The organism is Stenotrophomonas sp. TEPEL (assembly GCF_004348785.1).
GTDB classification, from domain to species: domain Bacteria; phylum Pseudomonadota; class Gammaproteobacteria; order Xanthomonadales; family Xanthomonadaceae; genus Stenotrophomonas; species Stenotrophomonas indicatrix.
The window spans coordinates 555,210-578,447 of record NZ_QQXJ01000001.1 but is presented as its reverse complement, the minus strand read 5'-3'; the positions used below and the strand labels follow the sequence as shown (position 1 = coordinate 578,447).

Sequence of the window (23,238 nt, the reverse complement as noted above, 5' to 3'; positions counted from 1 at the left end):
TCTCAGCAGGGGCCGACAAGGCGCCCCTCTCCTTGCTGGAGGGAAGGCCGCACGGACAGCGCCCACCCGGGCGGCGCGGGAAGCCTGAACAGGCATGCCACGCACACGACGGGAATGATGGGAGGGAAATATACATACATGCGTGTTTGTTTGTAAACCGGTACAATTCAGCCACGTTTCACCTGCACTCGTACCCGCTCATGGCCCGCAAGACCAAAGAGGACACCCAGGCAACCCGCGAAGGCATCCTGGATGCCGCCGAAGCCTGTTTCCACGAACACGGCGTGGCCCGGACCACGCTGGAGATGATCGGTGCCCGCGCCGGCTACACCCGCGGCGCCGTGTACTGGCATTTCAAGAACAAGGGCGAGGTGCTGACCGCGATCGTCGAGCGGGTGCACCTGCCCTTCATGCAGGAGCTGGAGCGCACCTCCACCGACCAGCGCGACACGCCGGTGCATGACCTGCGCGCGGTGATGATCCACTCGTTCATCGAGCTGTCCGAGGACGAGCGCCTGCGCAAGACCATGGAGATCATGCTGCGCAGCGATGCCTCGGCCGACACCAGGGTGCTGACCGAACTGCAGCAGAGCGGCTTCCGCGATGCCCTGGACCGCATGGAGCGCGCCCTGCGCCGTGCCCAGGACCTGGGCCAGCTGCGCGACGGCGCCGACCCGAAGATCGCCGCGCGCATGCTGCACGCCACCGTGCTCGGCGTGCTGCACGGGGCGATGGTCGAACCGGACCTGATGGACCTCAAGCGCGACGGCATGCTGGCGCTGGACATGACCCTGGCCGCCTACGTGAAGGAAGGCGTGTTCGTACCGGGTTCGGTGCCCGAGCCGCTGCCGGAAGCGTGACGGCGCCACCGGGCATGGCCCGGCGCTACCCTTGTGGCCGGATCTCCGGTAGCGCCGGGCCATGCCCGGCGAGCGCGCAGCGCGGTCCTGTACGTAACGGGCATAAACGAAAAGGCCGCCTTTCGGCGGCCTTTTCGCATTCCCGGTTACAGGATGTAACGGCTCAGGTCCGGGTCCTGCACCAGCTCACCCAGGTGCGCATCGACATAGGCGCTGTCGATGGCCAGGGTTTCACCATCGCGGTCGGGTGCTTCGTAGCTGAGCGAATCCAGCAGGCGCTCGAGCACGGTGTGCAGACGGCGCGCACCGATGTTCTCCTGACGCTCGTTCACCTGGAAGGCGATCTCGGCCAGGCGGTCGATGGCATCGGTGGTGAAGCTGACCTTCACGCCTTCGGTGGCCAGCAGCGCTTCGTACTGCTTGGTCAGCGCGGCCTTGGGTTCGGTCAGGATGCGAATGAAATCAGCCTTGCTCAGCGCACCCAGCTCCACGCGGATCGGGAAGCGACCCTGCAGTTCCGGGATCAGGTCGCTGGGCTTGGCCAGGTGGAACGCACCCGATGCGATGAACAGGATGTGGTCGGTCTTGATCGTGCCGTACTTGGTGGACACGTTGGAACCTTCCACCAGCGGCAGCAGATCGCGCTGCACGCCTTCGCGCGAGACATCGCCACCACCCACGTTGTCACCCCGCTTGGCGACCTTGTCGATCTCGTCGATGAACACGATGCCGTGCTGTTCACAGGCCTCGATCGCGGCGGTGCGGATGTCATCCTCGTTGACCAGCTTGCCGGCCTCTTCTTCCTGCAGCAGCGGGCGCGCGGCCTTGATGGTCAGCGTGCGCTTGTGCGCCTTGGCGCCACCACCGAGGTTGGCGAACATCGACTTCAGCTGCTGGCCCATTTCCTCCATGCCCGGCGGGGTCATGATGTCCATGCTGACGTTGGCGGTCAGGTCGAGCTCGATCTCGCGATCATCCAGCTCACCGTTGCGCAGCATCTTGCGGAACTTGATGCGGGTCTCGTTGTCCTGCGCCGACGGTTCGTTGCGCGCAGCCTCCGGGTCGAAGCCGATACCACCGCTGCGGCGCGGCAGCAGCGCATCGAGGATGCGGTCTTCGGCGCGCTCTTCGGCCTGCGTGCGCACGCGCACCTTGGCCTGCTCGCGGTACAGCTTGACGGCGGTATCGGCCAGGTCACGGATGATCTGCTCGACATCCTTGCCGACATAACCGACTTCGGTGAAGCGGGTCGCTTCGACCTTGACGAACGGCGCGTTGGCCAGCGTGGCCAGGCGGCGTGCAATCTCGGTCTTGCCGACACCGGTCGGGCCGATCATCAGGATGTTCTTGGGCATGACCTCGTTGCGCAGCTCGGGCTGCAGCTGCATGCGGCGCCAGCGGTTGCGCAGGGCGATGGCGACCGCGCGCTTGGCGTCGTGCTGGCCAACGATGTGCCGGTCCAGCTCCTGCACGATCTCGCGCGGGGTCATGGTGGCGGAGGAAACTTCGATCTTGTGCGGCATGGGTGTGCTCACGAATGCGTTGTCGGTAGCGCCGGGCCATGCCCGGCGGATCAGGAATGCGTGTGACGGCTCCCCGTCACAACTCCTCGACCACCACGTTGCGGTTGGTGTAGATGCAGATGTCGCCGGCGATGTTGATCGCTTCGCTGGCGATGGTGCGTGCATCCAGTTCGGTGTGCGCCATCAGCGCGCGTGCAGCGGACAGCGCATACGAACCACCGGAACCGATGGCGATGATGCCGTCCTCCGGCTCGATGACGTCGCCGGTGCCGCTGATGATCAACGAGGTTTCCTTGTCGGCCACCGCCAGCAGCGCCTCAAGCTTGCCGAGGCGGCGCTCGGTGCGCCAATCCTTGGCCAGCTCCACCGCGGCACGCTGCAGCTGGCCATGCTTCTCCAGCTTGGCTTCGAACAGCTCGAACAGGGTGAAGGCATCGGCGGCGGCACCGGCAAAGCCGGCCAGTACCTGGCCATCGCGGCCAAGGCGGCGGACCTTGCGTGCGTTGCCCTTCATCACCGTGTGGCCGAGGGTGACCTGGCCGTCGCCGGCAATGGCCACGTGCTCGCCGCGACGAACGCAGACGATGGTGGTGGCGTGGAAAACGGTGGGATTCTGACTGGGGTCCATGCGGCCTCCGATAGCTGTTCACCGGACATGGGGACAGCCGCCGAAGCGATCAAGCCTGCACCGATAGCTGCCGTTCAGCGCTTGGCATGCGATGGCCGGTCCGGATTGGGTTCAATGCCCCACGCCACGTACCAGTCCTCACCCTGCGTCTCGATCGGGTGCTGGGTGCGGCCCGAGCCGTTGCCACAGGCCAGTGCGTCGGCAGCGCAGTAACGGTCGCAGCCCCAGCAGATGCGCTCGGGGTGCTTGGGACGCAGCGGAATGGGCTTTGCCATGGTCGGCATCTCGTCGTGGCCTGCGGCCACGATGCACCGGCGACCACTGCCCCGCCCTGATCCAGATCAAGCGGCAGCCGTTCCGGTAGCGCCGGGCCATGCCCGGTGAGCGCGCAGCGCGGGCGGCGTCGCATGCACGCCACAGGGATCGCACAGCCACCGGGCATGGCCCGGCGCTACGCCCCCGTGTCGGGCGGGTCTTTGCGGCGTTTCGCGCGCGGATGCGCGGCATCGTAGACCTTGGCCAGATGCTGGAAATCCAGGTGGGTGTAGATCTGCGTGGTGGCGATGTCGGCATGGCCGAGCAGTTCCTGCACGCCGCGCAGGTCACCGGAGGATTCCAGGATGTGGCTGGCGAAACTGTGCCGCAGCATGTGCGGGTGCACGTGCTTGAACAGGCCCTGGCGCTGCGCCAGCTGGCGGATGCGGATCTGCACCGCGCGCTGGCTGATCGGCCCGTTGCGGCCGGGGAAAACCGGTGTGGCGCCACTACCACCGCTTTCGCTGCGCCAGGCCAGCAGCGCTTCGCGTGCAGGCTTTCCGAAGGGGACGCGGCGTTGCCGGTTGCCCTTGCCCATCACGTTGACCAGGCCGCTGGCGAAATCCAGATCGCGCCAGGTCAGCGCACACACTTCGCTCAAGCGCAGGCCGGAGGAATAGAACAGTTCCAGCAACGCTCGGTCACGACGTCCAAGCTCGCCTTCCGGTTCCAGTTCAACCAGCTGCACGGCTTCATCGGCGTCGAGTACCTGCGGCAGCCGTCGTGGCGCACGCGGCGCCTTCAGCGTTGCCGCCGGGCTGGCCTCGATGCGGCCATGCTTGAGCAGCCAGGCATAGAAGCTGCGGCAGGCCGACAGCCGGCGCTGCAGGCTCTTGGCCGACAGGCCACGGCGGTGTTCATCGGCAACGAACTGGCGCACCGCGTCGGCATCCAGTGCCTCCACGGCCACCCCGCGGGGTTCGGCCCACACCGACAACGCATCCAGGTCGCGGCGGTAGGCGTCGAGCGTATGCGCCGACACCCGTCGCTCCACCTGCAGGTGCTGCAGGAACGCCTGCACCGCGCTCATCGCCGTCGTTTCCCGCTCAATCCGCGAAGCGCTTGAGCCCGGTCACCAGGGCCTCGCCCATCATCCGCAGGAACAGCGTGCCCATGCCGGGATAGAAACGGTTCGGATCATGGCTGCCCACCGCGATCAGGCCAACACCCGGCAGCGGCAGCAGCGCGGTGGTCTGCACCTCCTCGCTGCGCGCGCCGTACAGCACCGCGTTCTTGTCGCTGTGCAGGCGGCCGCAGATCGGCTCGCCATCCTTCAGGCAGTCGCGGAACGGGCCCAGCTGCGCATCATCGGCAGCCAGCACCTGCAGCCACTCGGCCTGCTCCAACCCAGCCACCGGCGCATGCACGACCAGCCGCACCAGATCGCCGGCGAAGTCCTCCTGCAGCGATGCGGCCATCGCGCGCAGCGTATCGGCGGCGTTGTCCTGCTTCATCAGGGCCAGGGTCAGCTGATGCGTGCGTACCGCCAGCCGCTCGTTGACCTGCGCGGTCGCGCCCAGGTCGGCCAACCGTCGCGCCAGCTCGCGGTTCTTCTCGCGCAGCACTTCCAGCTGGTAGCTGGCCAGCGATGCGGTCGGGCCGTCATCGCGTGGCACCACCAGGGTCAGCGCCAGGTCCGGGAACTGCTTGAGGAAGCCCGGATGGCGCCGCAACCAGGCCGCGACTTCATGGGCACCGAGCTTGTCGACGGTCTCAGTCATGCAATCCACTCCCCTTCGAAGACGAATGCGGTCGGGCCCGCCATCACCACCGGCTGGCCATCGCCGGGCCACTGGATGCGCAGGTCGCCACCGGGCAGGCTGATGCGTGCATCGCGCTGCAGTCGGCCGCGCTGCATCAGGGTCACGGCGGCAGCGCAGGCGCCGCTGCCGCAGGCCAGTGTTTCACCCACGCCGCGCTCGAACACGCGCAGGCGCGCATGTTCCGGGCCCATCACCTGGGCAAAGCCCACGTTCACCGACTTCGGGAATGAAGCATGCTGCTGCAGCAGTCCGCCCACGCGCTCAACCGGTGCAGCGTCGACCAGGCCCACTTCGATCACCGCGTGCGGATTGCCCATCGACACCGCCGCGAAACGCACGGTCTCACCCTGCAGTGGCAGCAGGTATTCCTCGCGCGGGTGGGCGAAGCCGATCAGCGGCACCTGCGCCGGATCGAACACCGGCACGCCCATCGCCACCGCATACTGGCCATTGCCCAGGACGTCCACGGCGTGGCTGGCCAGCGGGCTGTCGATGATGAAGCGATCGCCCTGCGCACTGCCCTCGCGCACCAGCCAGGCCGCGATGCAGCGCGCGCCGTTGCCGCACTGTTCGGAGTTGGAGCCGTCGGCGTTCCAGATGCGGTAAGAGGCGACGGAGCCTTCGGCGCGCGGCGGCTCGATGGTCAGGATCTGGTCGCAGCCGACGCCGGTATGGCGGTCGGCCAGGCGCGCGGCCAGTTCCGGGGTGGGCGGCGGGGCGCCGTCGCGCAGGTCGATCACTACGAAATCGTTGCCCGCGCCGTGCATCTTGCTGAAGCGCAGGCCGTTGGTACCCGCCTTACTCATTCCCGTCGTCCACCTTCTTGGCCGGGTCCGGGGTCACCGACGGACTGCCGTCGCGGGGGTCCTGGGTGGCAGCGGGCGTGGTGTCGGTATCGGTGGCCGGCTCGACGGTTTCTTCCACCGGCACCGGCTTCTGCGGCAGCACCAGCGGGCCCTTGTTGCCGCATGCGGCGAGGAACAGCAGCGAGGCCGCTGCCAGCGGAATCAGGATGACATTGCGATGGGGGATGTTCATGCCCCGAGTATAGCCATTGGCGGCTGAGCGGTTGGTGCAGGGTGCCGCGCCACGCCTCCGCCGGGCATGGCCCGGCGCTATCGAAACCGCGCACCCCGTACATCCGCCGGGCATGGCCCGGCGCTACCGCTGCCACGCACCCCCGCACGTCCGCCGGGCGTGGCCCGGCGCTACCGTTATCGGACGCCACAGGTAGCGCCGGGCCATGCCCGGCGAACCCTCACGCTTCCGGCGGCAGCGGCCGGGTCCACAGCCAGATCGCCACCACGGTCATGCTGCCGATCGAGAACCACTTCACCCAGGCCACCGGCACGCACCACAGCATGATGCCGGCGCACACCGCCATGGTGATCGTGGCCATCCATTTGCCGTAGCGGCTGACCGCACCGTGGGCCTGCCAGTTGGCGATGGCAGGGCCGAAACGCGGGTGCTGCAGCAGCCAGCCGTGCAGGCGCTCGGAGCCGCGCGAGGCGGCCCAAGCCGAGATCAGGATGAATACGGTGGTAGGCAGCCCCGGCACGAAGATGCCGACAATGCCGGTGCCCAGGCTGGCGTAGGCCAGCAGCCACCACGCCCAACGGAACCGCACCGGCCGGGCGGGCGTTGGCGGGTCATTGGTGGCGGGCGGTTCGGGCGGGCGCATCGCGCAAGGATACCCAGCGCAGGTGGCGGCGGCGATATCACCGCCGCCACGATGCGTCATTCCGTCGCAGCACCGGCCGCGGGCGTTTCGATGCCCAGCTGCTGCAGCACGAATGCATACGACTCGGACAGTTCGCGGTAACGCTGGAAGCGCCCGGACTTGCCGCCGTGGCCAGCTTCCATGTTGGTGCGGAACAGGATCGGGAAGGGACTGGTGTTGTCATCGCGCAGCTTGGCCACCCACTTGGCCGGCTCCCAGTACTGCACCTGCGAATCCCACAGGCCGGTACCCACGAACAGCGCCGGGTACGCCTGCTTTTTCACGTTGTCGTAGGGCGAGTAGGACAGCATGTACTCGTAGTACGGCTTCTGCTCGGGGTTGCCCCACTCGTCATACTCGTTGGTGGTCAACGGGATGGTCGGGTCGAGCATGGTGGTGACCACGTCCACGAACGGCACCTGCGCCACCAGCACGCGGTAGTCCTGCGGCGCCTGGTTGGCGATGGCGCCCATCAGCAGGCCACCGGCGCTGCCACCGGAGGCGGCAACACGATCCTTCGCCGCCCAGCCCTGTGCCACCAGGCCACGGGTGACGTCGATGAAGTCGTTGAAGGTGTTCTGCTTGTGCAGCAGCTTGCCGTTCTCGTACCAGTCGCGGCCCATTTCCTGGCCACCGCGGATGTGGGCGATGGCATACACCACGCCACGGTCGAGCAGGCTCACCGCCGTCTGGTTGAAGTAGGGGTCCATCGACATGCCGTAGCTGCCGTAGGCGTACTGGAACAGCGCGCCGGTGCCATCCTTCCTGTAGCCCTTGCGATAGACCAGCGACACCGGCACCTTCACCCCGTCGCGCGCGGTGATCCACACCCGGTCGGTCTCGTACTTCGAGGCGTCATAGCCGATCACCGGCTGCTGCTTCAGCTGGCGACGCTCGCCGGTGGCGGTGTTCAGTTCGTACACCGTGGTCGGCGTGGTCATCGAGGTGTACACATAGCGCAGCCACGTGGTGTCAGCCTCGGTGTTGTCGCCCAGGCCCATCGAATAGGCCGGTTCGTCGGCCTTCACGTAGTCGTTGCGACCGTCCTTGAACAGCAGGCGGATGCGCTCCAGGCCTTCGGAACGTTCGGCGATGGCGGTGTAGGTATCGAACAGTTCGAAACCTTCGATGAACACCGCATCGTCATGGGCGATCCAGTCCTTCCACTGCGCACGCGAGGTGGCATCGGTCGGTGCGGTTACCAGCTTGAAGTTCTTCGCGCCATCGTTGGTGCGGATCACCCAGCGGCCGTCGTAGTGGTCGGCGTCGTACTCCACGTCGCGCTGCCGCGGGGCGAGCACGGTGAACGTGGTCGGGTCGCTGGCCGGCGCGTAGCGCTCTTCGGAGGACACGGTGCTGTGCACGCCGATGGTGATGAAGCGATCGTCGCGGGTGCGGCCGATGCCCATGTAGAAGCTGTCGTCCTTTTCTTCGTAGACGACGGTGTCGGCGCTGGCCGGGGTGCCCAGCACGTGCTTCTTCACCCGCACGGTCAGCAGGGTTTCCGGATCGTTCTCGACATACAGCACGGTGCGGTTGTCGTCGGCCCAGACCAGGTCGCCGGAGGTGCCGGTGATCGTGTCCGGCAGCACCGCGCCGGTGCGCAGGTCCTTGAAGCGGATGACGTACTGGCGGCGACCCACGTCATCGTCTGCCCAGGCCAGCAGTTGGTTGTCCTGGCTGACCTCCATCGAGCCGACGCTGAAATAGCCCTTGCCGGCAGCCATTGTATTGACGTTGAGCAGGACCTCTTCCGGTGCGTCCATGCTGGCCTTGCGGCGCGCATGGATGGGATAGTCCTGGCCGGTCTCGTAGCGGCTGTAGTACCAGTAGCCGCGCTCGCGCGCCGGCACGCTGGCGTCGTCCTGCTTGATGCGGCCGACGATCTCGCCGTACAGCGCATCCTCCAGCGGCTGCAGCGGTGCCAGCAGCTGGTCGGCGTAGGCGTTCTCGGCCTGCAGGTAGGCCAGCATGGCCTTGTCCTCTCGCTTGTCGTCGCGCAGCCAGTAATAGTCATCGTTGCGGGTCGCGCCGAACGGCGCCTTGACCACGTGCGGACGCTTCTCAACATCCGGCGGAACGGGCGGGGTGGCGGCGGTAGCGGTGCTGGTCATCAGGCTCGCAAGCAACAGGCAGAGAGTGGATTTCATGAAATAAGGCTCCAGGTGCTTCAATGCAATGGTCTTCGACGGGGTCAGATCCCTTTTCCCGAACAGGGATCTGACCCCAATCGCGGCGAAGCGGCAACCCTGCGGATCGTCATGGGTGCGGTTCCTGTTGGGGTCAGAGCCCTTTTGCATGCAAAAGGGATCCGACCCCGGCGCCCGGCGTACCATGTGGGGCATGAGTACCCTGCCCCACACGCCGGGCTACAGCCGGCGCAGCCACGAAATCGCTCCCTTCCATGTGATGTCCCTGCTGGCCCGCGCACAGGCGCTGGAACAGGCCGGTCACGATGTGATCCATCTGGAGATCGGCGAACCGGACTTCACCACCGCCGAGCCGGTCGTGCGTGCCGGCCAGGCGGCGTTGGCCGCCGGCCACACCCGCTACACCGCCGCACGCGGCCTGCCCGCCCTGCGCCAGGCGATCAGCGGTTTCTATCGCAGTCATTACAGCCTGGATATCGACCCCGAACGCATCCTGGTCACGCCGGGCGGCTCCGGCGCGCTGCTGCTGGCCAGCAGCCTGCTGGTCGATCCGGGCCGCCACTGGCTGCTGGCCGATCCCGGTTATCCGTGCAACCGCCACTTCCTGCGGCTGGTGGAAGGCGGCGCGCAGCTCGTTCCGGTCGGCCCCGAAACGGCCTACCAGCTGACTCCTTCGCTGGTGCAGCAGCACTGGAACGCAGACAGCGTCGGCGCGCTGGTGGCATCGCCGGCCAATCCCACCGGCACCGTGCTGTCAGCCGATGAATTGGCGGCCCTCTCGGCTTCGCTGCATGCGCGCGGCGGCCACCTGGTGGTCGACGAGATCTATCACGGCCTGACCTACGGCCTGGATGCAGCGAGCGTGCTGCAGGTCGATGACAGCGCGTTCGTGCTGAACAGTTTCTCCAAGTACTTCGGCATGACCGGCTGGCGACTGGGCTGGCTGGTGGCGCCACCGGCGGCGGTACCCGACCTGGAGAAGCTGGCGCAGAACCTGTACATCAGCGCTTCGAGCATCGCCCAGCACGCGGCCCTTGCCTGTTTCAGCGACGAGGCGATGGCGATCTTCGAGCAGCGCCGCCAGGCCTTCCAGCAGCGCCGCGACTTCCTGCTGCCGTCCCTGCGCGAACTGGGCTTCCGCATCGAAGTGGAACCGCAGGGTGCGTTCTACCTGTACGCCGACGTCAGCGCGTTCACCGATGACGCGCAGGCGTTCTGCGCGCACTTCCTGGAAACCGAACATGTGGCGTTCACCCCGGGCCTGGATTTCGGCTTCCATCGATCAAATCAGCACGTGCGACTGGCCTATACCCAGGAAGTGCCGCGGTTGCAGGAAGCGGTGGAGCGTATCGCGCGCGGGTTGAAACGATTCCGGTAGCGCCGGGCCGTGCCGGCGAACGCACAGCGCGGCGAAGGAGCCGCCGGGCATGGCCCGGCGCTACCCGGCAAAGAAAAACGCCGCCTTGGGGCGGCGTTTTCCGTTCTGCTTACTTGCCGCCCAACCGCTCCCACAGGAAGCTGTAGGCCAGTGCGGACATGTGCGCGGCCTGCGCGTTGTTGGCTGCACCGCCGTGACCGCCTTCGATGTTCTCGTAGTAGGTCACGTCCTTGCCGGCATCGATCATCTTCGCGGCCATCTTGCGGGCGTGGCCCGGATGCACGCGGTCATCGCGGGTGGAGGTGGTGAACAGCACCGGCGGGTAGCTCTTCTTCGCGTCGAACAGGTGGTACGGCGAGAAGGTCTTGATGAACTCCCAGTCGCTGGTGTCCGGGTTGCCGTACTCGGCCATCCACGAGGCGCCGGCCAGCAGGTGGCTGTAACGCTTCATGTCCAGCAGCGGAACCTGCACCACCACCGCACCGAACAGCTCGGGGTACTGGGTCAGCATGTTGCCGGTGAGCAGGCCACCGTTGCTGCCGCCCTGCACGCCCAGGTGCTTGGCAGAAGTGATCTTGCGGGTGACCAGGTCCTGGGCAACCGCGGCCATGTCTTCATAGGCCTTGTGACGGTTCTGCTTCAGCGCCGCCTGGTGCCAGCGCGGGCCGTACTCGCCACCACCACGGATGTTGGCAACCACGTACACGCCGCCCTTCTCCAGCCAGGCGCGGCCCATGCCGCCCGAGTACGACGGGGTCAGCGAAATCTCGAAACCACCGTAGCCGTACAGCAGGGTCGGGTTGGAGCCGTCGAGCTTCATCGCCTTGTCGTGCACCACGAAGTACGGCACGCGGGTACCGTCCTTGCTGGTGGCGAAATGCTGCTCGATCACCTTGCCGTCGGCATCGAAGAACGCCGGCATGGTCTTGAGCACTTCCGGCGCCTTGCCGATGTCGGCGATGGCCAGGGTGGTCGGGGTCAGGTAGTCGGTGGCGGTCAGCCACACTGCATCGCTGTCATTGCTGTCGACCGCACTGACGCCCAGGGTGCCGAAGGCCGGCGCGCCGACGAACTCGCTCTTCTGCCAGCCCTTGGCGGTCGGAGTCAGCACCGACAGGCGGTTCTTGACGTCGTCAAGCACGTTCAGCACCAGGTGATTCTTGGTCCACGAGGCACTGGCCAGCGAGGTGGTCGCGGTCGGGGTGAACAGCACCTCGAAGTCACGCTTGCCGGCCAGGAAATCATCCAGCTTGGTCACCAGCAGTGCGCCGGAGGCGTAGGTCTTGCCACCTACGGTCCACGGATCGCGCAGTTCCAGGGTCAGCCACTGCTTGTGCAGGCCCTTCTCGGCCGAGTTCGGCGCATCGATCCTGGTCAGCTTGCCATCATCGCCGCGCAGGTAGATCTCGTTGTTGTAGAAGGCCAGCGTACGGCTGACCAGGTTGCGCTCGAAGCCCGGGGTGTCATCGTGCATCGCCGCGATGTACATGTCTTCCGGCTTGCCTTCGTAGACCAGGCTGGCGGCGGACATCGGCGTGCCACGCTTCCACAGCTTGGCCACGCGCGGGTAACCGGAGGTGGTCATCGAACCGCTGCCGAAATCGGTGTAGACGAACACGGTGTCGCGGTCGATCCAGCTCAGGCCGCCCTTCGATTCGGGACGGAAGAAGCCGTCCTTGATCCAGCTCTTGCTGGCCAGGTCGAACTCGCGGGTGACATCGGCGTCGGCGCCACCGCGCGACAGCGCGATCAGGCAGCGGCTGTAATCCGGACGCAGGCAGTCGGCGCCGTGCCAGACCCAGTTCTCGTTCTCGGCCTTGTTCAGCGCATCCAGGTCGAGCACGGTTTCCCAGGTCGGCGAGGCCTTGCGGTACTCGGCCAGGGTGGTGCGACGCCACAGGCCGCGCTCATGCTGCTTGTCCTTCCAGAAGTTGTAGTAGTAATCGCCGATCTTCTGCACGCCGGGAATCTTGGCGTCCGAGTCGAGCACCTCGCGGATGCTGCTCTCCATCTGCTTGAAGGCCGGGGTCTGCGCCAGGCGCGCCTCGGACTTGGCATTCTGTTCCTTGACCCACGACAACGGCTTGTCGCCGGTGACGTCCTCCAGCCAGGCGTAACGGTCGGTGTCTTCAGCGGCCACGGCGGTGCCCACCGAGGCAGCGGTCATCATGCCGGCCAGCAGGCAGGCGGAAGCGAATCGTGACATTGCAGCTCCAGGCAGTCATTAGCCGTGGAACGCTAGCATGGATCACCGTGGCCGCCCCCGTGTCGAAGGTCAGGCCGTGGCGGTGTGCGCCTTGCGCGTACGCGTGGGGGAGCGCCGCCGGGCCTGCCCATGGTCGCGTCGCAGCGAGCGGAGCGCGGCCAGCGTTGGCAACGGGCAGCGCAGCAGTGCCCACCAGGCCGCCAACGGCATGCCGACCAGCCACAGCGGCAACCAGCCCAGCCAGGCACTGCTGCCGCGCGCGGCCGGCCACACCAGCACCACGGCCAGGCCAGCGAGGGCGAGCTGCGGCACCACCCGCAACAGGCGCGGATCGGCGCGTTCGCTGACGCGTTCAGTTGGCGGGCGGTGGCGGGGACGTGTGCGCATGCGGATTCTCCGGTGGTCGATGGCGGTCAGCTTGGCTGCGGGGCTTCTCACCGGCTGCGACACCATTGACGGATGGCGTGCACACAGTGACCATGCGCGGGCAAGCCCACTGGAGCCCGCTCCCGCATGACCTCGATCCGCCCGCTCTGCGCTGTGTTGCTGGCCCTGTCCCTGGGCGGTCCGGCAGTGGCTGCCAATTCCCCACCGTCGTCCCGCAACAGCGCCGCGGAAGCCTCTGCAGATGGGGTGATCGACCTGCAGCGCTTCATGGGGACCTGGTACGTGATCGGCCGCGTGCCGAACTTCATAGAGCGCGGCCACGTCGCCAGCGTCAACCAGTACGAGCTGCGCGAGGACCACAAGGTCGCCATCACCTATCGCTACCGCGATGGTTTCGGTGAACCGCTGCAGGAAATCCGTGCGCGCGCCAGCGTCGATCCCGACAGTGGCAACCACGGCTGGCGCACCTGGTTCTACCGGGTCGTGCCGACCCATTCGCGGGTACTGGAAGTAGCGCCGGACTATTCCTGGGCGCTGATCGGCTACCCGGGCCGCGAGATGGCCTGGATCTTCGCCCGCACGCCTGACATGGACAAGGCCCTGTACAAGGACCTGGCCGAACGCCTGCGCGACGAGTACGGGGTCAACACCGACAAGCTCAAGCGCGTGCCGCAGCACCCTGAGCAGGTAGGCAGGCTCGGCTACGAAGTACCGAACGTGCGTTGACTGCACACGGTGGTAGTGCGGGCCGCTGGCCGGCAACTGCTGGGTGCTTCCCGTGTTCATGAGGTTGCCGGCCAGCGGCCGGCACTACCCTGAACGATGCCGGGCGCCGCCCGGCATTCTGTTATCTGCGGCTGTAATGCGCGACCAGGCGGTCGCCGAGCATCTGCAGCAGCTGCACCAGCACCAGCAACAGGACCACCGTGACCAGCGCCACGTCGGTGTGCGAGCGCTGGTAGCCGTCGCGGAAGGCCAGGTCGCCCAGGCCACCGGAACCGATCGCACCGCCCATGGCGGTGAAGCCGATCAGGGCCACGGTGGTCACCGTGGCACCGGCAATCAGGCCCGGCCGCGCCTCGGGCAGCAGCACGCGGGTGACCAGCTGCCAGGTGGTGGCACCCATTGCCTGGGTCGCCTCGATCACGCCACGGTCCACTTCACGCAGCGCGGTTTCCACCAGGCGCGCATAGAACGGCGCAGCCCCGATGACCAGCGGCACGATCGCGCCACGCACGCCCAGCGAGGTGCCCATCATGAACAGGGTTACCGGGATCAGCACGATCATCAGGATGATGAAGGGCACCGAGCGCAGCAGGTTCACCACCAGCGCCAGCACGCCGTAGGCGACCGGCCGACGTTTCAGCTGTGGCGCACCGAACAGGTACAGCAGCACACCCAGCGGCAGGCCGATGGCCAGAGTCAGCGGCAGCGAACCGGCCAGCATCAGCAGGGTGTCGATGGTGGCCTGGCCGATGTCGGCCCACTTGCCCGCATCCAGGTGACGGAAAAAGCCGCCGGCGGTGGCGATGATCATCGACGCAGTTCCTCAACGTGCACGCCGGCAGCCACGAATGCGGCCTGCGCGGCGGACTGGTCACCGCCCACCAGGGCGACGATCAGCTGGCCATACGGGGTGTCCTTGATCCGGTCGATACGCCCGGACAGGATGTTGTAGTCGACACCGGTCTGCCGCGCGACGCTGCCGAGCAGGGGTTCGTAGGTGTCGGCGCCGAGGAAGGTCAGGCGCACGACACGGCCACCGACCGCGTCGAAATCGCGGTGCAGCGTCCCCTCGTCCACCTGCTCCGATTCGCTGACGAAACGACGGGTGGTCGGGTGCTGCGGGTGCAGGAACACCTTCGTCACCGGCCCGGTCTCGACCAGCTGGCCGGCATCGAGCACCGCCACCCGATCGCAGACGCGACGGATCACGTCCATCTCGTGGGTGATCAGCACGATGGTCAGGCCCAGTTCGCGGTTGATCTTCGACAGCAGTGCCAGCACCGACGCGGTGGTCTGCGGATCGAGCGCGCTGGTGGCCTCATCGCACAGCAGGATCTGCGGGCGGGTGGCCAGTGCGCGGGCGATGCCCACGCGCTGCTTCTGGCCGCCCGACAACTGCGCCGGGTACTTGTCCGCATGCGCCTGCAGGCCGACGGTCTGCAGCAGCTCGGCGACGCGCGCATCGATCTCTGCCTTCGGCGTGCCGGCCAGCTCCAGCGGGAAGGCGACATTGCCGGCCACCGTGCGCGAGGACAGCAGGTTGAAGTGCTGGAAGATCATGCCGATCCGGCGGCGCAGCGCGCGCAGGCCTTCCGGATCCAGCGCGGTGACATCTTCGCCGGCGATCAACAGGCGGCCACCACTGGGCTCCTCCAGGCGGTTGATCATGCGGATCAGCGTCGATTTGCCCGCACCGGAATGGCCGATGATGCCGAACACCTCGCCGGCCTCGATGGTCAGGTCCAGCGGCTGCAGCGCGCTGACTGCGCGGCCGGCAACGGCATAGGATTTGTGCAGGCGCTGGAACTCGATCACGGGATCAGCTCACCGGGAGGGCGATGGAAGGGGGCGTGCAGCCTACCAGCGCCGGCGCTCGCGCGCCTGCGCCATGGGCCAGAATGTTATTCCTTTTGGTTCTAAGCCGCCCGCATCGGCACATCGGCTGGGGTCGGATCCCCGCAGGGGCTCTGACCCCTTCCCCAGCCAGATCGGTTCAGGGATGGTCCAACGGCTTCGGCGGCTGCTGCCGGTTCACCCGTTCGCGGTGCAGCAGGTACAGGCCCGAGGCGACGATGATTGCCGCGCCCGCCCAGGTGTAGCCATCGGGCAGCTGCCCCCAGAAGGCCAGGTCCCAGCCGATCACCCAGACCAGGCCGCTGTATTCGAGCGGTGCGATCATCGAGGCCTCACCCAGCTGGAAGGCCTTGGTCAGCGCGATCTGGCCCAGCGCCCCGGCCAGGCCCATGCCGGCGATCAACGGCGCATGTGCCAGTTGCAGGGGTACCCAGCCCGGGATCGCCAGCAGCCCAGCGCCGATGGCCATGATGACCAGGAACCAGACCACCATCGACTGCGAGGTATCGGTGCGGGTCAGCAGGCTGACGGTGATCGCCGCGATGGCATAGGCGGTGGCGGCGGCCAGCACCATCAGGCCCGGCACCGAGATGAAACCGCCCACGCCCGGCCGCAGCACCACCAGCACGCCGACCAGGCCGATGCCGATGGCGACCCAGCGCCGCGGCCCGACCCGCTCGCCCAGCAGCGGCACCGACAGTGCGGCAATCAGCAGCGGCGCGACGAAATAAATGGTGTAGGCGGTGGACAGCGGCAGGTCGCGCAGGGCGAACACGAAGCAGCCGATCATCGCCATGCCCAGCCCGCCGCGCAGCAGGTGCAGCCCCCAGCGGCGCGGGATCAGCGAGCGTGGCCCGGCACTGGCCAGCACCCAGACCAGCACGAAGGGCAGCGACGCCGCGCCACGCAGGAAGGTGACCTGCAGCGAGGGATAGCCGGCCGAGAGCTGCTTCATGCCGGCGTCCATCAGCGAGAAACAGGCGACAGCAGCGACCATCCAGGCCACGGCGCGCGAAGGGGAGCGTTGCACGTTCATGGCCCATTATCGCCGACCACGGGCGTTGCCGCCGCGACCGGCGCGATAGAATGGCCGCCACTGATTTCTGCGGAGTAACGCCCATGCCTTCCTTCGACGTTGTGTCCGAAGTCGACACCCACGAACTGACCAATGCGCTCGACCAGGCCAACCGCGAGCTTGCCACCCGTTTCGACTTCAAGGGCGTGGATGCGAAATTCGAGCGCGATGGCGATGTCATCAACCAGACCGCACCGACCGAATTCCAGCTCAAGCAGATGAACGACATCCTGCGTGCGCGCCTGGCCGCGCGCGGTATCGACGTGCAGAGCCTGGAGTTCGGTGACATCGAGACCAACCTGGCCCAGGCGCGGCAGAAGATCACCGTCAAGCAGGGCATCGAGCAGAAGATCGCCAAGAAGATCGCGGCGACGCTGAAGGAAGCCAAGCTGAAGGTGGAAACCCAGATCAACGGCGACAAGCTGCGCGTGCAGGGCAAGAAGCGCGACGACCTGCAGGACGCCATCGCGGTGCTCAAGGCCGGCAAGTTCGACCTGCCGCTGCAGTTCAACAACTTCCGCGACTGAGGCATCTGCCGGGCCCGGCCCGGCACACTGGTGGCGGCGGCTCGACGGCGTGCTGCCGGCCACGCGCCTACAATGGCCAGCCCCGCCAGCCGATGCGCCCGCCATGACCGACACCCCCCTGCCCACCGATGACCCGATCGCCGCCACCCGCCTGTGGCTGGAGCGCATCGTCATCGGCCTGAACCTGTGCCCGTTCGCCAAGGCGGTGTACGTGAAGGACCAGGTCCGCATCGTGCTGAGCGACGCGACCACACCCGAAGCCCTGGTGGAAGAACTGGCCGAGGAACTGGTGCTGCTGCGCGACACGCCGGCCGAGCAGATCGATACCACCCTGATCGTGCATCCGCAGGTACTGACCGACTTCCTCGACTACAACGACTTCCTCGACAACGCCGATGCGGCGATCGAGGCGCTGGACCTGCAGGGCATCCTGCAGGTGGCCAGCTTCCATCCGGACTACCAGTTCGATGGCGTCGCCGCCGATGACGCCAGCAACTACACCAACCGCGCGCCCTACCCCACCCTGCACCTGCTGCGCGAAGACAGCGTGGCACGCGCGGTGGATGTCTACCCGGACCCGGACGTGATCGTCGAGCGCAACATCCAGACCCTGGACCGGATTGGTGTCGAGGGCTGGCACCGTCGCCTGCGCGGCGACGACATGTCATGAGCACGGTGCCGCCGATTGCCACCTGGCCGGCCGCGCCACTGCACGGCAGGGTGGTGCTCGTCACCGGCGGTGCCAACGGCATCGGCCGCGGCATCGCCCAGGCGGTGCTTGGGGCCGGCGGCCGTGTGCTGATCGGCGATCTGGATGTGGAGGCGGGCCAGGCCTGCCTGGCCGAATGGCAGCGCGGCGATGATGCCGCGTTCCAGCGGCTGGACATCACCGATGAAAGCAGCGTGCGCGGCTTCATCGCGGCGGCCCTGCAACGCTTCGGCCGCATCGATGGCCTGGTCAACAATGCCGGCATCGCCGGGCCGCACGGCACGCTGCTGCAGGACATGGACTGGGAAGAATGGCAGCGCCGGCTGTCATCGCTGCATGGCGCGTTCCTGTGCAGCAAGCACGCATTGGCGGCGCTGTCGGCCGACGCAGGCGCGATCATCAACATCGCATCGACGCGCGCCTGGCAGTCCGAGGCGCACAGCGAAGCCTACGCTGCGGCCAAGGGCGGGCTGGTGGCTTTCACCCATGCGCTGGCCATCAGTGCGGGACCGGCGGTGCGGGTGAACAGCATCAGCCCCGGCTGGATCAGCACCGATGCCTGGCAGGCGCCGTCACGCCGGCACGTGCCGCAGTACTCGGCCACCGACCACGCCCAGCATCCGGTTGGCCGCGTCGGCGAACCTGAGGACATCGGCGCACTGGCGGTGTACCTGCTGTCCTCGTTGTCCGGCTTCAGCACCGGCCAGGATTTCATCGTCGACGGCGGCATGACCCGGAAGATGATCTACGCCGATTGAAAGCGGGACGCCCCGGCGCTACCGGAGCGCTGCCCTTTTTCTGCGTTTGCGCCATGCCGGAGCATTCCGGCAATTCCACGCCATGCGTGGATGGCGGCAACCTGCTTACGCCATGCCCGAATGGCGCAGCAGCGCGTCGATCTGCGGCGCGCGGCCGCGGAAGGCCTTGAAGTTCTCGGCGGCCGGGCGACTGCCGCCGCGCGACAGCACCTCGTCGCGAAAACGCGCGCCGGTTGCGGCCAGCGCCTGCGGTGCTTCCTCGAACGCGGCGTAGGCATCGGCGCTCAATACTTCGGCCCACTTGTAGCTGTAGTAACCGGCGGCATAGCCACCGGCGAAGATATGGCTGAACTGGTGCGGGAAGCGATTCCAGCTCGGCGGATGGTTCACCGCCACTTCCGCACGCACCCGCTCAAGCAGGGCCAGCACGCTGTCCTGCGCCGCCTCGAACTGGCTGTGCAGCAGCATGTCGAACAGACCGAATTCCAACTGGCGCACGGTGGCCATGCCGCTGTGGAAGTTGCGCGCGGCCAGCATGCGCTCGTACAGCGCGCGCGGCAGCGGCTCGCCGGTTTCCACATGCGCGGTCATGCCCTGCAGATGGTCCCATTCCCAGCAGAAGTTCTCCATGAACTGGCTGGGCAGCTCCACCGCATCCCACTCCACGCCGTTGATGCCGGCCACGCCCAGTTCGCCGATGCGGGTCAGCAGCTGATGCAGGCCATGGCCCATTTCATGGAACAGCGTGGTCACTTCATTGTGGCTGAAGGTTGCCGGCTTGCCATCGGCACCACGGCCGAAGTTGCACACCAGGTACACCAGCGGCGTCTGCACGCTGCCATCGGCGCGCTCGCGGCGGTTGCGGCAGTCATCCATCCACGCGCCGCCGCGCTTGCCCTCGCGGGCGTACAGGTCCAGGTAGAACTGGCCGACCAGGGTGCCCTGCGCATCCACCAGGCGGAAGAAGCGCACGTCCTCATGCCAGACCGGCGCGCTGTCTTCCTGCACGCGCAGGCCGTACAGCTGCTCGATCACCGAGAACAGGCCGCCGAGTACCTTCGGTTCGGTGAAATACTGCTTCACCTCCTGCTCGGAGTAGCTGTAACGCGCCTGCTTCAGGCGGTCGGCGGCGAACGCCAGATCCCAGGCCTGCAGGCTGTCGATACCGAGATGCTCGCGGGCGAACTGCTCCAGCTCGGCGCGGTCCTTGGCGGCGAACGGCTTGGCGCGCGCGGCCAGGTCACGCAGGAAGCCCAGCACTTCGGCGGGGTCGCTGGCCATCTTGGTGGCCACCGAATAATCGGCGTAGGAATCAAAGCCCAGCAGTGCGGCCAACTCGGCACGCAGCGCAAGGATGCGATCGATGTTGCCACTGTTGTCCAGCGCATCGTCGCCGAACTCGGAGGCGCGTTGCGCGCTGGCGCGGTACAGGATCTCGCGCAGGTCGCGGTCCTCGGCCCAGGTCTGCACCGGCAGGTAGCACGGCATCTGCAGGGTCAGCTTCCAGCCCGCCTTGCCGTCTTTTTCCGCAGCGGCGCGTGCAGCAGCCTTCACGTCGTCCGGCACGCCGGCCAGGCGCGCCGGGTCTTCGACGATCAGCGACCACGCATCGGTGGCGTCGAGCACGTTCTGCGAGAACTTCGCCGACAGCGCCGACAGTTCCTCCTTGATGGCGGAAAAACGCTGCTGCGCGTCCGCATCGAGTTCGGCACCGCCAAGTCGGAAATCACGCAGTGTGTTGTCCAGCACCTTGCGGCGCGCCTCGTCGAAACCGACCGCTTCGGTGCTGGCAGCCAGGGCCTGGTACTGGCGGTACAGCGCCAGGTTCTGGCCCAGCGCACTGGCAAAGCGGGTTACCCGCGGCAGGTTGCTGTTGTAGGCCTCACGCAGCTCCGGCGTGTTGACCACACCCTGCAGGTGGCCCACCAGGCCCCAGGCGCGCCACAGGCGTTCGGTGGCATCGTCCAGCGGGGTGACGAAGGTCTGCCAGGTGACCGGCTGCACCTGCTCGGCAGCGCTGACCGCCGCTTCGGCCTGCGCCAGCAGCACGTCCAGCGCCGGCGCCACATGCTCGGGGCGGATCGCCTCGAAGCGCGGCAGGCCGGAAAAATCGAGCAGGGGGTTGGCAACGGTCACGGCAGGTCTCCAGGGTACGGGCCCGGCAGCGCGGGCAGCCAGATCGATATGGCGCTGGCCGGGCCGGCAGACAAGGGGCGGCGGGCCATTGTTCACGTCGGCCTGACGTCCGTCGGCTGAAGCTTGCGGCACGGGGGAGACCGCAACGGAACGTATCGAGGAGGCCCCACATGGAAGGTCTGGCTCCAGCTCCATCCGCAGTACGTTCGTCATCGCTGGCGCTGTCGGCCAGCCCGACTGAACTGGCCTGGATCGCCGCGCTGTGCGATGCGGGCGATGATGCGCCGCGCCACCTGCAGCAGTTGCAGGCACTGCAGCGCCAAGGCGGCAGGTTCAGCGACGAGCAGGAATGGTATCCCTTCGAAGTGATCGAGCGCGGTGCCAGCCAGGTGCGGCTGGGCCACGAGCGCGAATTCGTCATCTGCGTGCTGCTGTGGCTGCAGGCCCTGGCCCAGGGCCGGGCCAGCAGCCTGGACCCACGTCTGCACCTGGACGACCGCGCCGTGGAGATCGAGGCCCTGCCCGAGGCCCTGCGCGACGCGGTGCTGGAGGCCTTCATGGCCGCCGGGTATTGAGCGCGATCCAATGCGCCGCTGCGCTCGCCGGGCATGGCCCGGCGCTGCCGACCTGTCCCCCGGTAGCGCCGGGGCATGCCCGGCGGATGCCTGACGGGCTTACAGCGCTTCCAGGCTGCACCACGCCAATCCGGGCAGGCCCTGCCCGGCCACTGCTGCCGCTACCTGCGCGTCGGCAGCGTCCACATCGATTCCCTGCCGCACATACCAGGCCGGGTCGTAATAGCTGTGCGCGTAGCGATCGCCGCTGTCGCACAGGATGCTGACGATGCTGCCTTGGCGGCCGGCCTCGCGCATCCACTGCGCGGCCTGCAGCACGCCGATGAAGTTGGTGCCGGTGGAGCCACCGACGCGGCGCCCCAGCTGGCGGCTGACGTGGCGCATCGCGGCCAGGCTCAAGGCGTCGGGCACCTTCACCATGGCATCGACACTGGTCGGGATGAAGCTGGACTCCACCCGCGGCCGGCCGATGCCTTCCACCCGCGAGCCGCCGTTGCAGGTCATGCCGCGCCATTCGTTGCCGCCGGCCAGTGCAGCCTGGTAGCCATCGTAGAACACCGAGACTTCCGGGTCCGCACACAGGATACGGGTGTCATGCCGGCGATAGCTGACGTAGCGCCCGAGCGTTGCTGCGGTACCGCCGGTGCCGGGGCTGCACACGATCCAGTCCGGAATCGGGCTGGGCTCCTCGGCCATCTGCTTGAAGATGGATTCGGCGATGTTGTTGTTGGCACGCCAGTCGGTGGCGCGCTCGGCATAGGTGAACTGGTCCATGAAGTGGCCGCCGGTTTCGCGGGCCAGCTTTTCCGAATCGCAGTTGAGGTCACAGGCGCGCTCGACCAGATGGCAGCGGCCACCGTGGAACTCGATCGCGGCAATCTTCTCCGGCGACGTCGTAGCCGGCATCACTGCGATGAACGGCAGGCCGAGCAGGCGCGCGAAGTAGGCCTCGGAAACGGCGGTGGAGCCGCTGGAGGCCTCGATCACCGGCCGCCCTTCACGCAGCCAGCCGTTGGCCAGCGCATACAGGAACAGCGAACGCGCCAGCCGGTGCTTGAGGCTGCCGGTGGGATGGCTCGATTCATCCTTCAGGTACACCTCGATGCCCTCGAACCCGGGCAGCGCCAGCGGGATCAGGTGGGTATCGGCGGAACGGTTGAAATCGGCTTCGATCTTGCGGATGGCGGCGGCCACCCATTCACGCTGCGACATGGCGGGCAATGGTCATCAGAACGGAACGGTGCGATCCGGCCATTGTACGTCGCGGTGCCGTCAGCTGCCGGCCCGTAGAATGACACCCATCCGGCCGGCAACGGCCCTGTCTGAAGGACCTCCCCCATGACCATTCCCGCCCTGCGCGATGTCCCCGGCGTCGCCGCCCAGGCCCCGGCCGAGACCACCGGCTTCGTCTTCAACCACACCATGCTGCGGGTCAAGGACGCCACCGCCTCGCTGGACTTCTACACCCGCGTGCTGGGCTACCAGCTGATCGACAAGCGCGACTTCGCCGAAGCCCAGTTCAGCCTGTACTTCCTGGCCTACGTACCGGCCGGCACCGCAGTGCCGGAAGATGACAACACCCGCCGCCTGTGGATGGCCGGCCTGCCGGGCGTGCTGGAACTGACCCACAACCATGGCACCGAGAACCAGGAAGGCGCCGTCTACCACGACGGCAACAGCGACCCGCGCGGCTTCGGCCACATCTGCGTGTCGGTGCCGGACATCGAAGCGGCCTGCCAGCGTTTCGAAGACCTGGGCGTGACCTTCCAGAAGCGCCTGACCGACGGCCGCATGAAGAACCTGGCCTTCATCAAGGACCCGGACGGCTACTGGGTCGAGATCATCGCCAACGCCTGACCCAGAAAGGGGCACAATTCCGGTAGCGCCGGGCCNTGCCCGGCGGCCTTGAGCAGGCCGCGCTGCGCGCTCGCCGGGCACGGCCCGGCGC

The 23,238-nt window shown here is 67.2% G+C and carries 24 protein-coding genes; 8 read left to right on the top strand and 16 right to left on the bottom strand.

All coding sequences use genetic code 11. The features are described 5' to 3' along the window. Positions 1-200: 200 nt before the first annotated feature. A complete protein-coding gene (smeT, locus tag TEP_RS02685; protein WP_025877280.1) occupies positions 201-860 on the top strand; it encodes an efflux transporter SmeDEF transcriptional repressor SmeT in 660 nt (219 codons plus the stop codon). A 146-nt stretch (positions 861-1,006) separates the two neighbouring features. Here smeT and hslU read toward each other — a convergent pair whose 3' ends face one another. From hslU to TEP_RS02640, 9 genes are all read right to left on the bottom strand, one after another. Continuing rightward, positions 1,007-2,383: an ATP-dependent protease ATPase subunit HslU gene (gene hslU / locus TEP_RS02680; protein WP_132824136.1), complete on the bottom strand. Its 1,377-nt coding sequence runs from the start codon at positions 2,381-2,383 to the stop codon at positions 1,007-1,009. A 76-nt stretch (positions 2,384-2,459) separates the two neighbouring features. Beyond that, complete coding sequence (hslV, locus tag TEP_RS02675) at positions 2,460-3,011, bottom strand: ATP-dependent protease subunit HslV (protein WP_025877284.1); 552 nt, start codon at positions 3,009-3,011, stop codon at positions 2,460-2,462. A gap of 74 nt (positions 3,012-3,085) precedes the next feature. Next, the gene (locus TEP_RS02670) at positions 3,086-3,286 is read right to left on the bottom strand and encodes a DUF3079 domain-containing protein (protein WP_025877286.1); all 201 of its coding nucleotides are present in this window, start codon (positions 3,284-3,286) and stop codon (positions 3,086-3,088) included. Between the two features lie 176 nt (positions 3,287-3,462). After that, positions 3,463-4,356, bottom strand: a complete 894-nt coding sequence (gene xerC, locus TEP_RS02665; protein ID WP_132824134.1) for a tyrosine recombinase XerC — start codon at positions 4,354-4,356, stop codon at positions 3,463-3,465. A 16-nt stretch (positions 4,357-4,372) separates the two neighbouring features. Continuing rightward, positions 4,373-5,047 carry a DUF484 family protein gene (locus tag TEP_RS02660; protein ID WP_025877290.1) on the bottom strand — a complete coding sequence of 225 codons (675 nt, stop codon included), beginning with the start codon at positions 5,045-5,047 and terminating at the stop codon, positions 4,373-4,375. Then, a complete protein-coding gene (gene dapF, locus TEP_RS02655; RefSeq protein WP_132824132.1) occupies positions 5,044-5,895 on the bottom strand; it encodes a diaminopimelate epimerase in 852 nt (283 codons plus the stop codon). The genes TEP_RS02660 and dapF overlap by 4 nt, the downstream gene beginning before the upstream one ends. Further along, complete coding sequence (locus tag TEP_RS02650; RefSeq protein WP_080149812.1) at positions 5,888-6,127, bottom strand: lipoprotein; 240 nt, start codon at positions 6,125-6,127, stop codon at positions 5,888-5,890. Before TEP_RS02650 ends, dapF begins: the two co-directional genes overlap by 8 nt. A gap of 220 nt (positions 6,128-6,347) precedes the next feature. Then, a complete protein-coding gene (locus TEP_RS02645; protein WP_132824130.1) occupies positions 6,348-6,770 on the bottom strand; it encodes a YbaN family protein in 423 nt (140 codons plus the stop codon). A gap of 56 nt (positions 6,771-6,826) precedes the next feature. Next, positions 6,827-8,959, bottom strand: a complete 2,133-nt coding sequence (locus TEP_RS02640) for a S9 family peptidase (protein ID WP_132824128.1) — start codon at positions 8,957-8,959, stop codon at positions 6,827-6,829. Between the two features lie 193 nt (positions 8,960-9,152). Between TEP_RS02640 and TEP_RS02635 the strand changes: the two genes are divergently transcribed. Further along, positions 9,153-10,337, top strand: a complete 1,185-nt coding sequence (locus TEP_RS02635; RefSeq protein ID WP_206140173.1) for a pyridoxal phosphate-dependent aminotransferase — start codon at positions 9,153-9,155, stop codon at positions 10,335-10,337. 109 nt (positions 10,338-10,446) lie between these two features. Here the strand turns inward: TEP_RS02635 and TEP_RS02630 are convergent, their stop codons facing one another. Both TEP_RS02630 and TEP_RS02625 read right to left on the bottom strand, forming a co-directional pair. Beyond that, the gene (locus TEP_RS02630; RefSeq protein ID WP_132824127.1) at positions 10,447-12,543 is read right to left on the bottom strand and encodes a prolyl oligopeptidase family serine peptidase; all 2,097 of its coding nucleotides are present in this window, start codon (positions 12,541-12,543) and stop codon (positions 10,447-10,449) included. A gap of 69 nt (positions 12,544-12,612) precedes the next feature. Then, complete coding sequence (locus TEP_RS02625; protein WP_032976554.1) at positions 12,613-12,930, bottom strand: hypothetical protein; 318 nt, start codon at positions 12,928-12,930, stop codon at positions 12,613-12,615. A gap of 126 nt (positions 12,931-13,056) precedes the next feature. On the opposite strand from TEP_RS02625, the gene TEP_RS02620 reads away from it, so the two are divergent. Continuing rightward, on the top strand, positions 13,057-13,656 hold the full coding sequence (locus TEP_RS02620) for a lipocalin family protein (protein WP_132824125.1): 600 nt from the start codon (positions 13,057-13,059) through the stop codon (positions 13,654-13,656). Positions 13,657-13,777: 121 nt separating this feature from the next. Here TEP_RS02620 and TEP_RS02615 read toward each other — a convergent pair whose 3' ends face one another. The 3 genes from TEP_RS02615 to TEP_RS02605 all read right to left on the bottom strand — a co-directional run bounded on the left by TEP_RS02615 (position 13,778) and on the right by TEP_RS02605 (position 16,546). Then, positions 13,778-14,467, bottom strand: a complete 690-nt coding sequence (locus tag TEP_RS02615) for a methionine ABC transporter permease (RefSeq protein ID WP_025877307.1) — start codon at positions 14,465-14,467, stop codon at positions 13,778-13,780. Beyond that, positions 14,464-15,471, bottom strand: coding sequence for a methionine ABC transporter ATP-binding protein (locus TEP_RS02610; protein ID WP_025877309.1), 1,008 nt, complete (start codon positions 15,469-15,471; stop codon positions 14,464-14,466). The genes TEP_RS02615 and TEP_RS02610 overlap by 4 nt, the downstream gene beginning before the upstream one ends. A gap of 178 nt (positions 15,472-15,649) precedes the next feature. Next, a complete protein-coding gene (locus tag TEP_RS02605; RefSeq protein WP_132824123.1) occupies positions 15,650-16,546 on the bottom strand; it encodes a DMT family transporter in 897 nt (298 codons plus the stop codon). 83 nt (positions 16,547-16,629) lie between these two features. Here TEP_RS02605 and TEP_RS02600 point away from each other — a divergent pair, with 83 nt between their 5' ends. The 3 genes from TEP_RS02600 (at position 16,630) to TEP_RS02590 (ending at position 18,579) form a co-directional block, all read left to right on the top strand. Next, complete coding sequence (locus TEP_RS02600) at positions 16,630-17,112, top strand: YajQ family cyclic di-GMP-binding protein (RefSeq protein WP_132824121.1); 483 nt, start codon at positions 16,630-16,632, stop codon at positions 17,110-17,112. Between the two features lie 103 nt (positions 17,113-17,215). After that, positions 17,216-17,782 carry a DUF1415 domain-containing protein gene (locus tag TEP_RS02595; protein WP_132824119.1) on the top strand — a complete coding sequence of 189 codons (567 nt, stop codon included), beginning with the start codon at positions 17,216-17,218 and terminating at the stop codon, positions 17,780-17,782. Further along, a complete protein-coding gene (locus tag TEP_RS02590) occupies positions 17,779-18,579 on the top strand; it encodes an SDR family oxidoreductase (protein WP_132824117.1) in 801 nt (266 codons plus the stop codon). Before TEP_RS02595 ends, TEP_RS02590 begins: the two co-directional genes overlap by 4 nt. A gap of 105 nt (positions 18,580-18,684) precedes the next feature. Here the strand turns inward: TEP_RS02590 and TEP_RS02585 are convergent, their stop codons facing one another. Further along, the gene (locus TEP_RS02585; protein ID WP_132824115.1) at positions 18,685-20,715 is read right to left on the bottom strand and encodes a M3 family metallopeptidase; all 2,031 of its coding nucleotides are present in this window, start codon (positions 20,713-20,715) and stop codon (positions 18,685-18,687) included. Positions 20,716-20,885: 170 nt separating this feature from the next. Between TEP_RS02585 and TEP_RS02580 the strand changes: the two genes are divergently transcribed. Then, a complete protein-coding gene (locus tag TEP_RS02580; RefSeq protein WP_132824113.1) occupies positions 20,886-21,290 on the top strand; it encodes a hypothetical protein in 405 nt (134 codons plus the stop codon). A gap of 99 nt (positions 21,291-21,389) precedes the next feature. Here TEP_RS02580 and TEP_RS02575 read toward each other — a convergent pair whose 3' ends face one another. Continuing rightward, positions 21,390-22,502, bottom strand: coding sequence for a PLP-dependent cysteine synthase family protein (locus tag TEP_RS02575; protein WP_132824111.1), 1,113 nt, complete (start codon positions 22,500-22,502; stop codon positions 21,390-21,392). A 126-nt stretch (positions 22,503-22,628) separates the two neighbouring features. Between TEP_RS02575 and gloA the strand changes: the two genes are divergently transcribed. Further along, entirely contained in the window at positions 22,629-23,147 is a 519-nt protein-coding gene (gene gloA, locus TEP_RS02570) for a lactoylglutathione lyase (protein ID WP_132824109.1), read from the top strand. Positions 23,148-23,238: the final 91 nt, after the last annotated feature.